At 48.0% G+C, this 14,920-nt stretch carries 14 protein-coding genes; 6 read left to right on the plus strand and 8 right to left on the minus strand.

The window, feature by feature from the left end:
- Window positions 1–9: 9 nt before the first annotated feature.
- Window positions 10–1,194, minus strand: a complete 1,185-nt coding sequence (tuf, locus tag FSU_RS09005; protein WP_014545994.1) for an elongation factor Tu — start codon at window positions 1,192–1,194, stop codon at window positions 10–12.
- A 679-nt stretch (window positions 1,195–1,873) separates the two neighbouring features.
- Here tuf and FSU_RS09010 point away from each other — a divergent pair.
- The 3 genes from FSU_RS09010 to FSU_RS09020 all read left to right on the plus strand — a co-directional run bounded on the left by FSU_RS09010 (window position 1,874) and on the right by FSU_RS09020 (window position 5,931).
- On the plus strand, window positions 1,874–3,538 hold the full coding sequence (locus FSU_RS09010) for a glycosyl hydrolase family 5 (protein WP_014546118.1): 1,665 nt from the start codon (window positions 1,874–1,876) through the stop codon (window positions 3,536–3,538).
- A gap of 215 nt (window positions 3,539–3,753) precedes the next feature.
- Window positions 3,754–5,424: a glycosyl hydrolase family 5 gene (locus tag FSU_RS09015; protein WP_014546119.1), complete on the plus strand. Its 1,671-nt coding sequence runs from the start codon at window positions 3,754–3,756 to the stop codon at window positions 5,422–5,424.
- 165 nt (window positions 5,425–5,589) lie between these two features.
- Window positions 5,590–5,931 carry a helix-turn-helix domain-containing protein gene (locus FSU_RS09020; protein WP_014546120.1) on the plus strand — a complete coding sequence of 114 codons (342 nt, stop codon included), beginning with the start codon at window positions 5,590–5,592 and terminating at the stop codon, window positions 5,929–5,931.
- A gap of 19 nt (window positions 5,932–5,950) precedes the next feature.
- Here FSU_RS09020 and FSU_RS09025 read toward each other — a convergent pair whose 3' ends face one another.
- Both FSU_RS09025 and FSU_RS09030 read right to left on the minus strand, forming a co-directional pair.
- Window positions 5,951–7,003 carry a M48 family metallopeptidase gene (locus FSU_RS09025; protein ID WP_014546121.1) on the minus strand — a complete coding sequence of 351 codons (1,053 nt, stop codon included), beginning with the start codon at window positions 7,001–7,003 and terminating at the stop codon, window positions 5,951–5,953.
- 117 nt (window positions 7,004–7,120) lie between these two features.
- Window positions 7,121–7,678 carry a LemA family protein gene (locus FSU_RS09030; RefSeq protein ID WP_014546122.1) on the minus strand — a complete coding sequence of 186 codons (558 nt, stop codon included), beginning with the start codon at window positions 7,676–7,678 and terminating at the stop codon, window positions 7,121–7,123.
- A gap of 560 nt (window positions 7,679–8,238) precedes the next feature.
- Here FSU_RS09030 and FSU_RS15900 point away from each other — a divergent pair.
- On the plus strand, window positions 8,239–8,586 hold the full coding sequence (locus FSU_RS15900; protein ID WP_276324420.1) for a lecithin retinol acyltransferase family protein: 348 nt from the start codon (window positions 8,239–8,241) through the stop codon (window positions 8,584–8,586).
- A gap of 74 nt (window positions 8,587–8,660) precedes the next feature.
- On the opposite strand, the gene FSU_RS09045 is transcribed toward FSU_RS15900, so the two are convergent.
- Window positions 8,661–8,939, minus strand: a complete 279-nt coding sequence (locus FSU_RS09045) for a hypothetical protein (protein WP_014546123.1) — start codon at window positions 8,937–8,939, stop codon at window positions 8,661–8,663.
- A 298-nt stretch (window positions 8,940–9,237) separates the two neighbouring features.
- Here FSU_RS09045 and FSU_RS09050 point away from each other — a divergent pair, with 298 nt between their 5' ends.
- Window positions 9,238–9,837 carry a fibrobacter succinogenes major paralogous domain-containing protein gene (locus FSU_RS09050; RefSeq protein WP_015732014.1) on the plus strand — a complete coding sequence of 200 codons (600 nt, stop codon included), beginning with the start codon at window positions 9,238–9,240 and terminating at the stop codon, window positions 9,835–9,837.
- Between the two features lie 11 nt (window positions 9,838–9,848).
- Here FSU_RS09050 and FSU_RS09055 read toward each other — a convergent pair whose 3' ends face one another.
- The gene (locus FSU_RS09055) at window positions 9,849–10,802 is read right to left on the minus strand and encodes a WYL domain-containing protein (RefSeq protein WP_014546125.1); all 954 of its coding nucleotides are present in this window, start codon (window positions 10,800–10,802) and stop codon (window positions 9,849–9,851) included.
- Window positions 10,803–11,055: 253 nt separating this feature from the next.
- Between FSU_RS09055 and FSU_RS09060 the strand changes: the two genes are divergently transcribed.
- Window positions 11,056–11,394 (plus strand): hypothetical protein, encoded by a 339-nt coding sequence (locus FSU_RS09060; protein ID WP_014546126.1) that lies wholly within the window; start codon window positions 11,056–11,058, stop codon window positions 11,392–11,394.
- A 69-nt stretch (window positions 11,395–11,463) separates the two neighbouring features.
- On the opposite strand, the gene FSU_RS09065 is transcribed toward FSU_RS09060, so the two are convergent.
- The 3 genes from FSU_RS09065 to FSU_RS09075 form a co-directional block, all read right to left on the minus strand.
- Window positions 11,464–12,414 (minus strand): hypothetical protein, encoded by a 951-nt coding sequence (locus FSU_RS09065; protein ID WP_014546127.1) that lies wholly within the window; start codon window positions 12,412–12,414, stop codon window positions 11,464–11,466.
- Window positions 12,415–12,493: 79 nt separating this feature from the next.
- Window positions 12,494–13,057, minus strand: coding sequence for a M48 family metalloprotease (locus FSU_RS09070; protein WP_015732015.1), 564 nt, complete (start codon window positions 13,055–13,057; stop codon window positions 12,494–12,496).
- Between the two features lie 32 nt (window positions 13,058–13,089).
- Complete coding sequence (locus tag FSU_RS09075) at window positions 13,090–14,913, minus strand: DUF4954 family protein (RefSeq protein WP_157747942.1); 1,824 nt, start codon at window positions 14,911–14,913, stop codon at window positions 13,090–13,092.
- Window positions 14,914–14,920: the final 7 nt, after the last annotated feature.

Consider the following 14,920-nt stretch of genomic DNA (forward strand, 5'->3'; position numbering starts at 1 on the left):
GATTATTCCTTACTTGATGATTTCGGTAACAGAGCCAGCACCAACAGTACGTCCACCTTCGCGGATAGCGAAGCGGAGCTGCTTTTCCATGGCGATCGGAGCGATGAGGTTCACGTGAATCGTGACGGTATCACCCGGGGTAACCATTTCGACGCCTTCCGGGAGCTGAATCGTGCCGGTAACGTCGGTGGTGCGGAAGTAGAACTGAGGACGGTAGCCGTTCATGAACGGCGTGTGGCGGCCACCTTCGTCCTTCGTGAGAACGTAGATTTCAGCCTTGAATTCGGTGTGCGGAGTGACAGACTTCGGAGCGGCGAGAACCATGCCACGGACGATGTCCTTCTTTTCAGCGCCACGGAGGAGGAGACCAACGTTGTCACCTGCCTGAGCGTCGTCGAGAAGCTTGCGGAACATTTCAACACCGGTGATGACGTATTCGGTGGTTTCACCGAGACCGATACGTTCGACCTTGTCGTTCAAGCGAACGACACCGCGTTCGATACGGCCAGTAGCGACAGTGCCGCGGCCAGTAATCGTGAACACGTCTTCGATCGGCATGAGGAACGGCTTGTCGGTATCGCGCTGCGGGAGCGGGATGTATTCGTCGCAAGCGTTCATGAGTTCCATGACCTTGTCCTGGTATTCCGGATCGCCTTCAAGAGCCTTGAGAGCAGAACCGCGGATGATCGGGGTGTTGTCACCGTCAAAGTCATACTTGGACAGAAGTTCGCGAACTTCCATTTCGACGAGGTCGAGAATTTCGGCATCGTCAACCATGTCGCACTTGTTCATGAACACGACGATCTTCGGCACGCCAACCTGGTGAGCGAGAAGGATGTGTTCGCGAGTCTGCGGCATCGGGCCGTCAGTAGCAGCAACGACGAGGATAGCGCCGTCCATCTGAGCAGCACCAGTCACCATGTTCTTCACATAGTCAGCATGCCCCGGGCAGTCAACGTGTGCGTAGTGACGGTTTGCAGTGGTGTATTCCACGTGAGAGGTGTTAATCGTGATACCACGAGCCTTTTCTTCCGGAGCGTTGTCGATTTCATCGAAACGCTTTGCAGCGGCGAGACCCTTAGCAGCGAGAGTCGTGCAGATTGCAGCGGTCAAAGTGGTTTTACCGTGGTCAACGTGGCCGATGGTGCCAATGTTGCAGTGCGGCTTGCTTCTGTCAAAATGTTCTTTTGCCATTTTTTCCTCTTCTTCAGCAGAAGGTTTATCGCTTCAAGTTCAAGAGAACTACACGAGTTCTCCGTATTTTCGCAAAGCATAGGAAGCGGTACTCTGCGAAATTGGAACACAAATTTAATAATTTCTAGATTATTTGCAAGATTTTTTCTTTTGAAATTTCGCCAAAAATGCGGATTTTCGGACTTATCCACAGTTTTTCAGGGTGTTTCCGGGCCGTTGAAAACCCGCTCATTTCCCAGGATAAAAATGCCTTTTTTCGCTCAAAAATCAAAGGTTCAATATTTTATATCAACTATAAAACCAAGTTTTCTACATTTTATCAACAATATTCACAAACGCAGCGAAATTCAATTCACAATCCAAGATTCAAGATGTAAAAAGATTTTTACATTATAAAATTTTACAAAGTTTTACGTTTTTCAAGTTTCTCCAAGCCATTGACTTTCAATATTTTGAGATTTTCCGCCTCACCCGGAAAAACAAATTACGTTCCCCAAAATTTTCCCCATCAACTGTTGATAAACGACCATTAACAAATGACTACTGACCACAGGCCAATAACCAAACTCCAACTTGTTCTACATCACGATAATGACGTGAAAAGAATTTTTACAAGACATTATATATAATATTTCTATCTTTTAAAAAAGGTGTTTGGGGATAATTTCGAGGAACTTCTATGAAATACCCCCTTTTGAGGTCCCTGCTTACGCTTGGGGCACTCGCTTTGGCTTGTTCGTGTTCAGATGACAAATCGCCCAACAGTGGCGAGTCTTCTTTTGTACCCTGTGAAGACGCCTGGTACCTGAAAGATTACAGTCTTTTGATGTATCAAGATTTGAAAGTCACAGATCTTAGCGGAAATGAAGTCGGTAAGCTAGTCCCCGTTCAGGGAACTCTGGTTGCCATCGTCAAAGACTTGTCCGGCAACACCATCATCCCCCAAGTTGATCTTGCAACAACTCCGGTCCTCACGGGTGACCCGACAAAGTGCAACGCCAACCCTAAGCCGCAGCCAAGCACAGCCATTTCGTCCTGCATTGACGCCTGGTACTTAGCGGCCACCAAGAACTATCTCCTTTATGCAGACCTCACGGTGACCGATGAAGCCGGCACGCAGGTCGGCACAATCGTCGCATCCTCGGGTTCTTCCCTCGTCAATATAGTTGACCTGTCCGGCAAGCCGATTATCAACAACATCGACCTCTCCAAGCTCCCGCTCATTACAGGCGATGGAGTCCGCTACAAGATTTTGGAACCGGCCTTCCACTTGAAGGATGCGACTGGCGACTACGTGATTTACCAGAACACAGTCGTCACAAAGCCGGACGGCACGCCCATCGGTTATGCCGACTTTGCAACAAATTCCATCAAGTACATTGACCAGGTCACAGTTCTTACTACGACCTCAAATATCCTTACTCTCCCAATTCTCGCTCCGGGCGGAAAATGCGTAGACTACGCCGGTGTAGTCGCTTCCTCATCAAGCACCAACCCGGTTTACAGTAGCTCTTCCGTATACAATCCGCCTAACCCGAACAGCAGCAGCGCTACCCCCAAGAGTAGTTCTTCTAAGCCGAAGAGCAGCAGCTCCGCTCCTCCCCCGAGCAGCAGCTCTGCCCCTGTAACAAACCAGTGTCCGACTATCAAGACTAAGGGCGGTGGCGGTTCTGGCTGGGCCACCCGTTACTGGGACTGCTGCAAGCCTCACTGCTCCTGGCCGGAACATGCAGGCGGTAACTACTCCAAGCAATGTACCAACAAGGGCAAGACTGAAAATACGAACTGGGGCGACGGCAGTATCTGCAGCGGCGGTTCCCAGATGACCTGCACAAGCCAGATTCCGTTCACGATTGACGGTTGCACCGAAATGGCATTCGCATTCGCGGCAGTTCCGGCAGCAAACGGCGGTCAGTGCGGTAAGTGCTTCCAGCTCACCTTCACCGGTACCGGCAAGTATTCTAACGACGCAAACATCAAGAGACTTAAAGGCAAGAAGCTCATCATCATGGCAACAAACGTTGGTGGCGACGTTCAGCAGGGACAGTTCGACATCATGATCCCGGGTGGTGGCGTCGGTATATTCAACGGATGCTCTAGCATGGGCTGGGGCAGCCAGGGCGCTCAATACGGCGGTCTCCTTTCTGATTGCGAAACCGAAACGAAGTACGCCGCAGGCAAATACAAGAGCTGCCTCACCGAAAAGTGCAACAAGTCCTTCGCCAACGACGAACAGGCAAGAAAGGGATGCCTCTTCCTCGCCGACTGGATGGGCGCAGCAGGCAACCCGGAACACAACTACGTCGAAGTGGAATGCCCGCAGGTCCTCAAGGACAAGTACTAATAAAAAAGTCTAAATCGGAACAAAACGCCCCGGACAGGGGCGTTTTTCTTTTTTGTAAGTCTTTGATAATAAATAAGTTGTGCGTAACTTCACATAATTACATTGTATAGTTCTTTTTACTCTTATTTACGAGCATTTTAGAGGATAAGATTTTATCTTTTACCGCGGATGATTGGAATACAGGGTGTGATATATTTACAAGGGCTTATTATATCATGAAGAATAAACTGTTCAAAACCCTCGCAATTTTCGGACTCTCCTTTATTGCTTGGAACTGCTCCGACGACCCGGCCTCTGCGGCAAACAACGCTTCTGACCTCACGGCTGTGAATGCAAAGCCGGCTCTTGAAGTGGATCAAAGCTGCTGGATGATTACCACCGGCACACAGATTTTCCTTATCGTGCCTAACGGAACAGGCACGTACCTCGTCACCAACGAAGCAAGCGTCCCTGTCGGCACTTTCGATGTCGCTACCGGCACTATCGTTGACGCAAACGGCGCTGCCGTTCTCACGAACGTGAAGCTCGAAACGCTCCCGGTCGTGAACCCGGACAAGACCATTTCCTATACTGACGGCTCCAAGGCTACCATTGACGGAAAGACGATTCTCCTTCCGGGTGGCATTGATCCGAACGCCGCCACAACGACTCCAAGTACTGTCGTAGTTGCAAGCAGCTCCTCGGCATATATCCCGAGCACAACACTCCCGACAGTAAGCTCCAGCTCCGCCAAGACACAGACTCCGACCCCAGTCGCCTCTTCCTCTTCGCAGAAGACCCAGCAGCCTGTCGCAAGCTCCTCCTCGAAGCAGCAGACCAACTCCGGCACCTCCGACAAACAGTGCAATGGCCAGTGCTATGACAGTGCTTCGGGCAAGTGCGTCGCCTATTACGATCAGCTGACCGGTTCCAAGGGCGAAAAGTACGCCTACGACAATGATTGCAAGGTAAACTGCTACTACGATCCTGAAAACAAGAATTGCCAGAACATGACCGGCTCTACACCTTCTCAGCAGCCGAAGTCCAGCTCTAGCGTGAAGTCTTCTTCTTCACAGCAACAGCAGCAGGCAAAATCTTCTTCGTCTCAGCAGCAGCAACAGCCGAAGTCCTCCAGCAGCCAGCCGAAATCTTCGTCTAGCCAGCAGCAACAGCAGAACAACCCCAACGCTTCCGCCGAAGAAGCCAAGTACCTCAATGCAGGCGCCGGTGGACAGCAGGGCTTTGCCACCCGTTACTGGGACTGCTGCATGCCTCACTGCTCCTGGCCGGAACACGGCGGCGCTGCCAAGACTTGCGATGCCAAGGGCAAGACCCCGATCAGCAACACGAACGGCAGTATCTGCTCTGGTGGCCAGGGCACGACTTGCACAAGCCAGATTCCTATAATCGTGAGCGACAAACTCGCCTACGCATTCGCAGCAACTCCGGGTAACGACGCCACATGCGGCAAGTGCTTCGCCCTCACCTTCACCGGTACCGGCAAGTACGAAACCAAGGCAAACCACCAGGCTCTCAAGGGCAAGACCCTCGTCGTGATGGCATCCAATATCGGTTACGACGTGCAAGGCGGCCAGTTCGACATCATGATTCCGGGTGGCGGATTCGGTGCATTTAACGGATGCAGCCAGATGGGCTGGAACATTCCGCAAAACACCACGACATACGGTGGCCTCCTCTCCGACTGCGAAAAGGAAGTCGGTTACAATGGCAACCTCCTCACCCTGCGTAAGGAATGCCTTACCAAGAAGTGCAACAGCGCATTTGCAAGCGACACCCAGGCCAAGGAAGGGTGCCTCTTCCTCGCCACATGGATGGAAGCAGCAGGCAACCCGAACCACACTTATAAAGAAGTTGAATGCCCGGCTGCTTTGAAGGCCAAATTCTAATCAAAAACAGCCAGAAGCGCCATTAGCTATAGTTAAAACTTATAGAAGCACCCTGCCAAAGGGTGCTTTTTTGACTATGATTACATCGCTAAAATCCAAAAATTTCTCGAAATTATGGAAACAATTGTTTGCACGATATTTTGGGGTAATTCATAACATTGGAGAATGCGATATGACATTGATGTCATCCGAAAAGCTGAAATAGAACTTTTAGCACAGATGCAAGGGGCTACTTCGATTACGAAGAAAAAACTCGCTCTCGATAGCGGGATTAGCCGTCAGCACCTCGGTCTCGTCGCAAAAGGCAAACGCAACCTCTCCGTCAAATCATTTTGTGACCTTGCCGATGCTTTCGGCTGTACAGCCACCGAACTGATGTCCAAGCTCGAAGCTTTAATGTTGGAGCAAATCCAGCTCCAGACGCCTGCCGCAGCCGACAAGGCTAAGGGCATAAACTATATCAATAAAGCTATTCTGGACAAAAACAATCCGAAAAAAAACGCCTAAGCCATAATTATAGGCATTTTTAAAATTGCTCAAGCAGCTGAATGCGCTCAGGTGTATCCGGGTGCGTGCAGAACATGATGTTCGCCTTCGCGACCCAGCCCTTCAACCCCATATTGTTATCAAATTCCTCGTCCGGATGGATCACGTAAAGCTGTGCGATATCGTCGCGCTTTACGCTCATAAGCCCCGGATCCTTGGAAATCTTTCGCAGCGCAGAAGCTAGCGCAAGCGGATCTCCACAAAGTTCGGCACCGCCGGCATCGGCAACGTATTCACGCTTGCGCGAAATCGCAAGTCGCGTAAGCCAGGTAAAAACATAACCGATAGAACTCCAGATAAACACAAGCAATAAAATCAGAAGGATATATATATCCGCACGGCCACTGTTACGGTTACGCCTGGAAGAACGTTGCGGAGAACGAACAATTGCACTCATCAGTTTCATCGAGACCATCTGAATTGTCGCAAAAATGCCCACGAACACAATGCACACCACCATGAGACGCGTATCGCGATTCTTTATGTGGGTAAGTTCGTGGCCCACGACCGCCGAAAGCTCCCTATCGTCCAGCTTTTCGATAAGCCCCGTTGTAAGCGTAATCGTAAACGAAGGAATATCAATGCCGCTTGCAAAGGCGTTCATTCCCGAATCTTGAATGATGTTGATTTGCGGCATCTCGATGCCACCTGCAATGCAGAGATTTTCGACAATGTTATAAACGCGCAAGTTATCCTTGCGTTCAACAGGTTTAGCATGAGTAGCATGCCGTATGATGGCAGTGTTCGCGCAATAGGCGATAATGAACCATACACCCACAATCATTAACGTATACGGAACCACCGCTTTAAAACAAAGCCAAATTTCGGACCAGTGCATAGCTCCATACCTCGTTTGCGAAGCATGGCTCGGCGGGCAGCCTCCCCCGACAAAATCGCAGAGAATTCCGAAAAAATCAAGCCCCAGAATAACCAGGAACACCATCCCCAGCAAAATCACCGGGAACATGAAAAGCAGAATCACCGTATTGCGGTTATTCCGCCAAATCTGGGTTTGGAGACCGACGTAACGCATAAGCAGTAGGAAGTTAGAAGTAGGAAGTAGACAGAAAAAAATGCGCCGAAAGCGCTAGTTAAACGCGCGACACCAGTCGCGCCATTATATTACTGCTTACGGCCTACTGTCTACTCATTAAAATTTCACCTCAGGAGCCTTTTCAAGCGTTGCCCTATTCTCGGTCGCCTCGTACATGGCAGCACGGGTAAAGTGGAACATGCCAGCAATGATGTTGCTCGGGAAGACTTCGCAAGCGTTGTTGTATTCGCGCGTCGAGGAGTTGAAGAAACGGCGTGCGGCGGCAAGCTTGTTTTCAATGTCCGCAAGTTCCGTCTGCAACTGCAAAAAGTTCTGGTTCGCCTTGAGTTCCGGATAAGCTTCCAGCGAAACGCGAAGCCCGGCGAGCGCACCGGACAAAGCCTTGTCAGCAGCGACCTTTTCATCGATAGTCGTTGCACTCATAGCGGCAGCACGTGCGGCAGTCACCTTCTCAAGCACGTCCTTTTCGTGCGTGGCATAGCCCTTCACCGTCGAAACAAGCTGCGGCACAAGGTCATAACGCTGCTTGAGCTGCACATCAATATTCGCAAACGCATTCTCGCGATTGTTGCGGAGCTTCACAAGCCCGTTGTACATGGAAATGAACACGGCGATGACGATGAAAATGACTGCGACTACGATAACTACGGTCATATAATCTCCTTTCTTCTTGTGGAAATAATATACATAAAAACAAGGAGAAAAAGAAAGCCCACGGAAGATATCCATGGGCTCCAAACGAGTACAACACCTCGCCTATGCACAAACGCATTTCGCAAGCGTCTTTCGCTTTCTTACGCATGAACAGGAAGCACCCTCCAAAAGGAAAATAATGTTAAGAGCGTTACTTTTTATTCTTGAGGTTATTACGCTAGCTGTCACCATCTACAAGAAGGCAACCACTAGAACCAATCACATTTAGGCAATAATATGCTTATTGGATCACGCGCGTCAGGCTTCCTGCGCATGAACGGGGGCCATTTTTTTTTCAAAAAAAAGAATATGATTTTTTTTTGGCATTGCAAAACATCTTTCCCCAACAATTCCATCAGCCCTTTTCACAAGCCCTGTTGCAGAGGCTGTTAAATACAAGTTAACTAACAAATTATTTCACGAAAGAACTGGAGATCCCAAATACGGCGATGTGATTTTCGTTAATCGCTATATTGCGCTGTACAGACATTTTGGAATCTATATAGGAAAAAAACAAGGTCATTCATTTCGCCGCACCCAATGGTGATATGGATGCTGAAAAAGCCTACATACACGAAACCACCCTCAGCCACTTTAGCGAAGGGTCTGATATACATATAATGACATTCAACGAAGAATATGAATCTGGAAGCGTATTGAGAAATTTCTTCAAAGGCGACGAATACGAGCTTCAATCTCCACGACAAACCGTCGCTCGTGCAAGATCAATGCTCGGTCGCAAAGGAATAGACAACGCTGGATACAATGTACTCTTCAATAACTGCGAAGATTTTGCAATATGGTGCAAAACGAACGTTGCCGAAAGCAAGCAGGTCAACGAACTATTAAATCCGTTCTTCCCATTTTAACCATTACGTACCTCCGCAAAATCACCACAGCATCACTACCAACTCCATCTCTCCTCCCCCACGGAGGAGTTTTTTTATCTCAACAAATGGTATTCATCTACAAGCGATTGCAAGGCTGTGACTCCTTCTTCCATCTTGATGCTCTTGATAGCATCAAGCACGAAGTCCATGCCGTATTTGTCAATGTACGAAGCAACTAAAAATTTGAGGTCCTTTTGAACTTCCTCAATGGACGGTGCCAAAGCACTACTACATGCAGGGCAGTATTTCATGCTTTTTGCAAACGATTCTGAAACAGTGAATTCAGAATTGCATTTTTCACACATCACTACAGTTCTTTTAACTTTAGGCATTTGTCTCTCCTATTAAATTTTGTGAAAATATAGGCAACACATATAAAGTCTTAAATGTTTAAAATATCCGAGTTCCCAAAACTAGAACTTCGAAAATTGCGCACACTCTCATAATCTTCATTAAATCACAAATATTTCCATACAGTCATTTCTTGCGCGCCAGCAAATGGAACTTTTATTCCAAATCAAAAGTTGCAATAAAAATGGCTTGCTAAAAAATCACTTCGATTGCACTCTTTTTGTTCTTAAATTTGCGGTAAATCAAAAGCAAATTAATTATCAAAAAAAGGAAAGCATTATGTCCATAATGGTTATGCCCAAGAAGCCCGCCCAGCCGCAAACAAACAGCAATGAAACTCCTAAAAGATCCGCCGCAGAAATGGGGACTTTCGTCGACACGCGCGATGGTACCGAATACAAGACTTGCAAAATCGGTAAGCAAGTATGGCTCGCCGAAAACCTGAAATTTGAATTGGATTCCGATGACTGCGTAGCCTATGATGATGACTACCAGTATTTTGACAAATATGGTTATCTGTATAGCGAGAATGGTTTAGAAGAAGCAATTCCCGAGGGATGGCACTTGCCGACAAGAAAGGAATGGGAAACGATGATTCGCTTTGCCAAAAAGGATTCCCGCTGCAAGGATGTCCTAAGCGTTATCGCATCGGATGAATGGATCAAGTCAAGTTCCGACAAGTACGGCTTCTCCATGGTCGCGGGCGGAATGCGCGATTGCGGTGACGACTTTGACTTACTTGACTTTTCAGCTCACTTCTGGTGCGTTGAAAACGAAAGGCGTTACAGTAGCGTATCTTTCGAAGATGGCGTTGACGAAATCGATGATGAGGAAGTCCCCTGTTACGCTTCCGTCCGATTAATTAAGGACGAAGAATAAGATACAACGATTTATCGTCCGCCATAAACTTTTGCGGCACGCTCAAATTCTTCCTTGAACCAGAGACGGAGTTCTCGCGGTTCTAGGATTTCTGCTTCATCAAGGAACTGCGGGAAGTAAATTTTCGCGAGCTTCTCGGAGCATTCGAAAGTGTAATCACCGGCACCACGGACTTCTGCACAATCCATTTTCGCGGGTGTCTTGCCGCAGGCATTATCCATCGCAATGACTTTAGGGCGATTTGTCGTGAGCTTGTTGTATCGTTCTGCACCTTTCTCGGTGAAACGCACTTTGATATTTTGTCCGTGACAGAGGAACGGGTCAAATTGTTCGCGATAAAGATTTGCCTGGTTCGAGAGGATAAAATTTTCACAATGATAAGCCTTGCTTTCCAAGTCGGCAGCGACTCCCCTGATATGGCAAAGTCGCAACGAATGGAAACGACTTGGTATGGGCTTATTGGTATCACCATCGCACACAACAACATAGGCACGCACTTGCGATGGAGAAAACGCTAAAAAGCAAGGCGAAACATTTTTCACTTCACCACGATAGTTCAGCGTCACATTGACATGCTTTTCAATGGCATTTAATAGTTTATTCAAATCATCGCGAAAGATAAAACATTCGCGCTTCCCACGCGGGAGATTGATGTAATTTTCAAAATAGTATCGGCAAAGGGCCGCTACCTTGACGTTACGGGCTTTCCCCAAATTATTTGCATAATTCGCAAAACTTTCGCCGGTCTTGGAAAGTGAAAACTGGAGCGGTGGAATATTTTTGTACAAAGTATCATCCATCGCTAGCCGTGCAGTATCCGGCACGGAGAACTCTGCATAGCGTGCAAGAATGCGGTTGCACAAGTCGCCAATTCCCTTGAGCCCGTAATCCTCAACATCAAGCTCCATCTGGCTACGCAACAAATGCGATGACGCCACCTTAATTTTCTGAGAAACGCTAATCATACCTTAAAGATAATTCAATAGCGTTACTTTTGTACGTTCACGTGCAAAATTTAAAAGTTCCATTTTCCGCGTGCATTATTTGAAAATTCATGCATTTTCAATCAATTTCCGTAAAGCCACGCTTTTTAAAAGTTCCAGCTTTCAGAACGCAAAAACATTGCCTATTTGAGCACGTGTAAAAATCAGTTAAATTAATCGCAAAAGAGATTGCCACGCCCTTGGCACGCAATGACAACATCAAAAGGAGGCCAAAATGGCTGCTACAAAATCACAAATCAAAACAATCGAACCGGAAATTGAAAATACCACAGACGAAGAATCCGAAGAATCCATGGGCATTTTTGAAAACATTTTGGATATTGCGCACGATCTGTTTCCGAAAGCGGTTGAAGATGGCTTGGAACGTGTCGCCAACTACATGGAAGAAATCGGCCCCTCGTGGGAAGCAGGCTGCGACCGAATTTATAACAAAGTCATGAATTTTCTAGATGGAGCAGAAGAGGCGACCATGAACGCTATCGATAAGTTGCAACACAGTCCCATCGGCGTCGCCATTGATCAAGTCTACAAGAAAAATCACCGCAACGATTAATGGCCCTATGCTACTATACTACGCTAAACAACTAAAGCAGCTGCTCATCTACATCATCACCGAGTATTTTTAGGACTTTCCCTTCTTCTCTTTTTCTTCTTCAGGCATCGGCTTGGTATCTTCGAGCAGGCGGTCAGCCCATTCGTCCCAGAACTTGCAGCGTTCGCCCTCGAGCTTCATCTTTGCAAATTTTACCGGTTCCGTTTCGACGGCGAGCGTCACCACAGATTCCTTGTATGCCTGCGGGAGCCCTGCGACATGAGCCATACGCTTCTTGAGTTCCGCGACAGTCGCATCAAGAATATCGACTTCAAAACGGCGCTCAATGTAACGACGTGTAATAAACCCAAGCGACATGAAGTAATCGCCTTGATTGCCTTCGGCAAGATAATTCTTGTTGCGCAAATTCTTGAGAGCAAGCACAGCCTCTTCGTACGGCGGGAGCTGCGGAGCTTCACCGCGCTTTGCAAATTTCTTGTGCAAGAACCAGCCAAGGAACACGAGCAATGCAACACCAAGTACAGCGAGCAATACATAAAGCCACTGCGGGAGTCTTGGGTCGCTCAGTGGGTCTTCCACTTCGAGGATATCCGCTTCTTCGCCAGTTGTGCGGTTAGAAACCTTGACCGCGACCGGGTCCGTGTGCGTCTTGACCGTATCGGTTCCGACAACGGCATTCACTTCTTGTGGGGCAATCAAAAAGTCGCCACTTACAAATGTATTGAGCGTTGCAAGCCAAGTGAACTTCGCAGTACCTTTAGGCATGCCCTCAGTAATTTTCTCGTTCTTCATTTCCTTGACTTCAAAACTACCAAGGTTACCGACAAAACTCGGCAAATCGACAATCGCATTTTCAGGCGCCGTGACCTGGATTTCGTAATTAAACTTGTCGCCGATAAAGACCTGTGCGTTATCGACATTTGCCTTGACAGTCAAGTCAAAAGCATTAGCAGAAACAACTAAAAGTAACGCAAGCGAAAAAAAGAATTTGAAACTTTTCAATGAAGTAAAACGAGACATCTTAAACCTCAAAAGGGAATATACAAAAAATTGGAGTAGTAAACAAACTGCCTACTAACCACCAACCACTAACCACTAATCACCGCCCGCCTACTACTTTCTTAAGCATTCTCTGGCTGCGTAATGCGACGGTCGGATGTTCCCTGTAAATTGATGCAAAAAATTTCGTGTACGGGATTTCGCATTCGGCAAGTTCCTGCATGGCAGCTTTCGCCTTCTGCTTCCCTACTTCCTTAAACGCATACGCATCCGCTTCGAACTCCTGAGTCCAGCAATACCAATTGAAAAAATAGCGGAACGGAATCGCCACTAAATGCAGCCACAAAATCGCTTCGAAAAAGCTTGAATTCCAGCGAGTGACCATCGCCGCCAAGAACCACACGGCCACCATTAAAAATGCAACCTTCATCAAGTTACGCAAAATTGAATGGCGCAAAACGCGATGGCCCTCTTCGTGTTTTTCCACAAACTGAGTTTTCTGCGGTTCCCTGCGGTTTTCCGGAAGCGGCACAATATCGTTTACCAACGGAATCAACCGCAACACGGCAAACACGCCACCACGCAACTGCGTCAATCTGCGTTCGCGAACTTCAATCGCAACACGCAACGCAATTTCAAGACAAAGTAAAATATATAACAACATAACAAAAATATTTGCGCAGTTCAATCGGATGCCTATGCGAGATTTTTCACAATAGCATTTAAACGCTTGACCGATTCTTCAAAGCGGGCTTTTTCCCACTCCACGAATCCCTTGTCCACCGGATGGGCGCTATCGTAATCATCAAAAATCTTGCGACCGCGTTCATTATCGCGATCCAGGCCATGACTTACGCTATCAAACCATTCCTTGTCAAGTTGTCTGTAACGCTTGATTAAATCATCCATCGTCTCGGGGAGAGTCACGACACGCGCAATTTCCTTATTCGTATCGCCAAGCAGTTTACGCAATTCGCGCGGAGACTGCTTTGAAAGCGATTCGTCGCCTTCCACAAGCGTAAGCATCAGATCGAGCACATAACGTTCCAGATATTCACCATACGTCTTGATAGCATTCTGTCTCACGCGTTCGCGCAAGAAGTTTTCACCAAGACCGTCAATATCAGATTTCGTATAAACGTCTTTGACCTTGCTCACCTGCAAGCGGTTGTACGCATCAAACACCAAGCGAGCCGTTTCAGGATTGTAAATCGAGTAGAACGTAGACGGCACAATGCCTTTACCGCGGATAGCGTACTTGTACGCATTGCGATCGAGCGCATACGTGTTCTTTGCATAGTTCCAGCCCGGCACAATTTCGTTGAGGCGCGGAGCCACACCCACCAGCTGCGGGTCGCCCGCATGGATCAGCGAGAACGGGAACTTGAGTCGTTGCGGCAAAGTCGTGAGTCCACTTGCAATCAAAGTAAACGGAGACTCACGGAAATTCGACGGGAACTTGATATTCACGCCAAGACCGAAGAACATTCCCTGACCAGGCATTACTTCCTGGTCCGGCATGCGGCCCGTGTGATTGCTACCGACGTTTGCACCGTAGCCCAAGTTGCCACAGCCTTCCGGCCAAAGCGCTGCAATCAAAAGCGAATGATGGTGCATCTGCGTCATCGGTCCCATGTAAGAACTATTGACTTCACCTTCTTCGATATGGCAGCACGGTGCAATGATAGACGACTTCACAATTGCCTTGCAACCGACCTTGCAGCGACTCATGAGCACGGAGCTCTGGACTTCAGCGCCCGTATGCACCTTAACGCCCATCTGCACATTCGTATTTTCGAGAATCACGGAATCGTAAACGTGGCTTGATTCTTCGAGAGAACTCATGATGATGGAATTGCGAATCTTCGCAGCACCCTCAATGCGGGAATGCGCACCAATCCAGCTATTGCGGATAATGTTCGTATTCGAAACGACTGCGCCCTTCCCCACAATTCCAAACGGCAGCGCAAGTTCAGACCTGTACGTGCTGAGCATTTCAGTAAACGAATCCTGGACGCTCTGTTCTGCCTTGTGGAACAACTGCAAGTCAACAAGCTCCGTCGTGAGTTCCGGGAACACCAGCACCTCACGGCCACCCATCTCGTTACCCACGTTGATAGACGAACCGACCATGTAATTGATCTTGCCGCTACTGACAAGCGTTCCTACATTCTGCACAACCGCGCTACTGCGCACAAGTACATTGCTCAACGTCGAGACCTTGTAAATCAAGGCGTTCTCGATAATGCAGTTGTGGACCATGCAATCGTAAATACCTGTAGCGACCGAAATATCGCCCGGCAAGAGGAGCGTGCCAAAGAATTTCGGGAGGCGCACATCGCCCATAAAACTTGAACGGAAAATGCGGTTCGGGTCAAAGTCAGGTTCAACCAGTACCTTTGACCAGTCGTCGCAATTGTTCCCGTTTTTCTCCAAAATCTGGATTTCAAAAGCCGTCATCGGACGGTACTTGCCAGTCGCTGATTTGATGGCCTTAAAATTTTCGACCGAAGTAGCCAAAACACTG

This window comes from Fibrobacter succinogenes subsp. succinogenes S85 (assembly GCF_000146505.1).
GTDB classification, from domain to species: Bacteria; Fibrobacterota; Fibrobacteria; order Fibrobacterales; family Fibrobacteraceae; genus Fibrobacter; species Fibrobacter succinogenes.

Coding starts and splice junctions, on each gene's coding strand:
- FSU_RS09010 (WP_014546118.1), top strand. CDS start 1,874: ATGAAATACCCCCTTTTGAGGTCCCTGCTTACGCTTGGGGCACTCGCT.
- FSU_RS09050 (WP_015732014.1), top strand. CDS start 9,238: ATGTCCATAATGGTTATGCCCAAGAAGCCCGCCCAGCCGCAAACAAAC.
- FSU_RS09060 (WP_014546126.1), top strand. CDS start 11,056: ATGGCTGCTACAAAATCACAAATCAAAACAATCGAACCGGAAATTGAA.
- FSU_RS09020 (WP_014546120.1), top strand. CDS start 5,590: ATGCGATATGACATTGATGTCATCCGAAAAGCTGAAATAGAACTTTTA.
- FSU_RS09070 (WP_015732015.1), bottom strand. CDS start 13,057: ATGTTGTTATATATTTTACTTTGTCTTGAAATTGCGTTGCGTGTTGCG.
- tuf (WP_014545994.1), bottom strand. CDS start 1,194: ATGGCAAAAGAACATTTTGACAGAAGCAAGCCGCACTGCAACATTGGC.
- FSU_RS09055 (WP_014546125.1), bottom strand. CDS start 10,802: ATGATTAGCGTTTCTCAGAAAATTAAGGTGGCGTCATCGCATTTGTTG.
- FSU_RS09045 (WP_014546123.1), bottom strand. CDS start 8,939: ATGCCTAAAGTTAAAAGAACTGTAGTGATGTGTGAAAAATGCAATTCT.
- FSU_RS09025 (WP_014546121.1), bottom strand. CDS start 7,003: ATGCGTTACGTCGGTCTCCAAACCCAGATTTGGCGGAATAACCGCAAT.
- FSU_RS09030 (WP_014546122.1), bottom strand. CDS start 7,678: ATGACCGTAGTTATCGTAGTCGCAGTCATTTTCATCGTCATCGCCGTG.
- FSU_RS09065 (WP_014546127.1), bottom strand. CDS start 12,414: ATGTCTCGTTTTACTTCATTGAAAAGTTTCAAATTCTTTTTTTCGCTT.
- FSU_RS09015 (WP_014546119.1), top strand. CDS start 3,754: ATGAAGAATAAACTGTTCAAAACCCTCGCAATTTTCGGACTCTCCTTT.